This window comes from Robiginitalea sp. (genome assembly GCF_049588695.1).
GTDB lineage: Bacteria > Bacteroidota > Bacteroidia > Flavobacteriales > Flavobacteriaceae > Robiginitalea.
In genome coordinates this window covers 1-3,149 of sequence record NZ_JBAVZJ010000200.1, presented here as the reverse complement: position 1 = coordinate 3,149, position 3,149 = coordinate 1, and the positions used below count along the sequence as shown (strand labels likewise).

Sequence of the window (3,149 nt, the reverse complement as noted above, 5' to 3'; positions counted from 1 at the left end):
ACGTAAATCCATGGCGTCGTACCGGTCTTTAAATGCGGGTTCCACATCCAGGGTGTACTGGTATATTTCACCCAAACCAGTACTGATAGGGCCCATTTGGGGCGATCCGAAACCTTCCGGGATTTTCTCCGAAGCTGCCTGGATTTTTTCGGCGATCAACTGTCGGGGGAGATAGGTTCCCATATCATCCTCAAAGACTATGGTTACCACAGACAAGCCGAATTTCGAAACGGATCGGATTTCCCGGACACCTGGCAGGTTGGCCATTTCAAGTTCTACGGGGTAGGTGATAAACCGCTCCATATCCGGAGTGGACAGGTTCCGGGAGGTCGTAATGACCTGTACCTGGTTATTTGTAATGTCAGGAACGGCTCCAATGGGAATGTTCCATAAGGAGAACATTCCGCCGGCGATAATGACAAGGGTCAGCAACACTACGGCAAATTTGTTGCGAAGACTAAATTGTATAATAGATGAAAGCATAGCTGCTTAGATGATAAAACATGCGTGGTGCGAGTGCAGGGGCACCCTCAGATAAATTTATGATTAGAAAAGAAGCGGGTTATACGTGCCGGGGTGGCTGGAAAACACCAGGGGAGAATACGCCTGAAGTTTGGAGTAAATAGTGATACTCATGCGATTGGGATTCTTTCCGTGGCTGGGGGGTATCCCAGAAGAAACGCTGCCCGATAAACAATTGTGTATGGCTCAACACCTGATTGGGCACTTGTTGAAAAGGCAGTTTTTCGTGGTCGTGCTTTTCTTCCTGATGGTTTCTTTCGTGGTCTTCTTTCTGGCTCCCGTAGTGTTTGTCTAAAAAGGTCAGGAAGGAATCGCCAAACTCTTTTTGATGGTAAGCGGCGTGTTCCAGCAGCTCGTCAAACTGCACGAGGTCGGTAACCGACAAATGCAAGCTTTGCAGGAGCAGGAGGGAAGAGAGGAGCATGGAAAGTAGTCGCGTCATCGCTATAAAGATACTATATCTGCGGATACATTTCGAGAGATTGGGGTTTCCTGCATTCCCGAAACTGCCCTAAAGTTAAAAATTCCCTGAAGTCCGGGATATGATCTTTATCAGATTCTGACCCCGGGAACGGATGTGGTTTTGTTTCCGCACACCGGATTAATTTGTACATTAAACCTCAAAACCAACACTTATGAGTTCGATGAAACTGCGTTCTATCTATATCCTGCTTGCCTTTGCCTTCCTGGCACTTCCTCAGGCCAAAGCCCAGAAAGGGTTTTCAAAATCTGCTATCCGAAAACAAAAAGAAGCAGTGTCTGCCGCTGTGGACCAGCGTCACAAACAAACCCAGGTCATGGTGGATAAAGTTTTCAGTTTTGCAGAGCTGGGATTCCACGAAGTGGAAACCTCTGAATACCTGACCGGAATTCTCGAAAATGCAGGCTTTGAAATCACCTCCGGGGTATCGGGAATACCTACGGCCTGGTTCGCCCGGTGGACCAATGGAGCAGGTCCGGTCATCGCGCTGGGCAGTGATGTAGATTGTATTCCAAAAGCGTCTCAGTACCCTGGCGTAGCCTTTCACAAGCCTATTGTGGACGGGGCCCCCGGACACGGAGAGGGTCATAATTCAGGCGTTCCCCTTAATATAACCGCGGCTCTTGCGGTACAGGAGCTTATGAAAGAAAATAGTATTGGCGGCACGCTGGTGATATGGCCGGGAATCGCGGAAGAACTCCTGGGTTCAAAGGCCTGGTTTGTACGGGACGGGCTTTTTAAGGGGGTGGATATGTGTATTTTCACCCATGTCAGCAGCAATCTCGCTGTTTCCTGGGGACAGGCTACAGGTACCGGCCTCATTTCAGTAGAATACAGTTTTGAAGGTGAAGCGGCGCATTCAGCCGGGGCTCCATGGCGGGGTCGTTCGGCCCTGGATGCAGCTGAACTGATGAATGTCGGTTGGAATTATAAGAGAGAACACCTGCATCCTCTGAAACGGTCGCATTCGATTTTTACCGATGCGGGGGATCAGCCTAATGTGGTACCTTCCAAGGCTTCAATATGGTTTTACCTCCGGGATGTGACCTATGAGGGAATTATGGAGATGTACGAAGATGCCAACCACATTGCGGAAGGCGCGGCACTCATGACGGATACCGAAGTGACCTCTCGCGTGGTTGGGGCGGCATGGCCCCGTCACTTCAACAAAGTGATCGCAGAAACCATGTACGAGAACATACAACAGGTGGGGCTTCCACAGTGGTCTGAGGCAGATCAGCAGTTGGCCAAAGCCGTGCAAAAAGCAGTTAATGCGAAAGATCCTAAAGGGCTGGCCACCGAGTTATCCGAATTGAGGAAGCCTGTCGAACGACCTGTAAGCGGTGGCTCGGATGATATTGGCGATGTTTCATGGACCGTTCCTACGGTGACGCTTCGTTTTCCTTCGAATGTGCCAGGCCTTCAGGGGCATCACTGGTCCAACGCTATAGCTATGGCGACTCCTATAGCCCATAAAGGTGCCACGGCCGGGGCAAAAGTGGTGGCGATGACCGTAATGGATTTTTTGACCCAACCCGATTTACTGGTGCAGGCCAGGGATTATTTCGAGAATGTTCAAAAAAAGGAAACCCAATACCGCCCGATGATTTCGGCGGATGACCCGCCTCCTATTGAACTCAATACGGCTATCATGCAGCAGTATCGCCCCCAACTCGAGGGGTTCTATTACGATGAAACTAAATATGACACCTACCTGGAACAGTTGGGCGTAACCTACCCTACTTTAAAAGAGGATTGAAATTTCGGATTAATCTAATTCAAGTTCACCCTCGATTCCCATGAGGATTGAGTCGATTTCAGTTAGTGCCTGGTCATAAAGCGCATCCTTTATTTTCGTGAGGTAAATACTTTCGACAAATATGTTCTGGAGTTCGACGGCATAAAGGCCTTCGATTTTTACTGGCTTCATGGTATTGTAGTTGACCACTGATCTGAGTTCGGGCGAAAGTTCTTGCATTATGATATCCCAATGTACGGCTTCCGATTTATTCACAGTATTATAGGTCAGGTCGAGCTTCTGCAAATTACGGGTGATCTCTTTGTTTTTAAGGAGTTTTAACTGTCCACTAACAGCGAGATTATTGTATATGGGATCATCGCGGTAAAAATCGGAATACTGGGAAAG

4 protein-coding genes are annotated in these 3,149 nt (G+C 48.7%); 1 reads left to right on the top strand and 3 read right to left on the bottom strand.

Annotated elements, in window-relative coordinates:
• On the bottom strand, positions 1-483 hold a 483-nt coding region (locus tag WBV75_RS04845), incomplete at its 3' end, for an efflux RND transporter permease subunit (RefSeq protein ID WP_424119520.1).
• 79 nt (positions 484-562) lie between these two features.
• A complete protein-coding gene (locus WBV75_RS04840) occupies positions 563-964 on the bottom strand; it encodes a hypothetical protein (RefSeq protein WP_424119519.1) in 402 nt (133 codons plus the stop codon).
• A 193-nt stretch (positions 965-1,157) separates the two neighbouring features.
• On the opposite strand from WBV75_RS04840, the gene WBV75_RS04835 reads away from it, so the two are divergent.
• Complete coding sequence (locus tag WBV75_RS04835) at positions 1,158-2,762, top strand: amidohydrolase (protein ID WP_424119518.1); 1,605 nt, start codon at positions 1,158-1,160, stop codon at positions 2,760-2,762.
• A gap of 9 nt (positions 2,763-2,771) precedes the next feature.
• Here WBV75_RS04835 and WBV75_RS04830 read toward each other — a convergent pair.
• Positions 2,772-3,149 (bottom strand): hypothetical protein (locus WBV75_RS04830; RefSeq protein WP_424119517.1); only part of this gene is annotated, 378 nt, incomplete at its 5' end.

Bases quoted from the DNA above. Each gene is read 5' to 3' on its own strand.
- WBV75_RS04835 (WP_424119518.1), top strand. From the start codon at position 1,158: ATGAGTTCGATGAAACTGCGTTCTATCTATATCCTGCTTGCCTTTGCC.
- WBV75_RS04840 (WP_424119519.1), bottom strand. From the start codon at position 964: ATGACGCGACTACTTTCCATGCTCCTCTCTTCCCTCCTGCTCCTGCAA.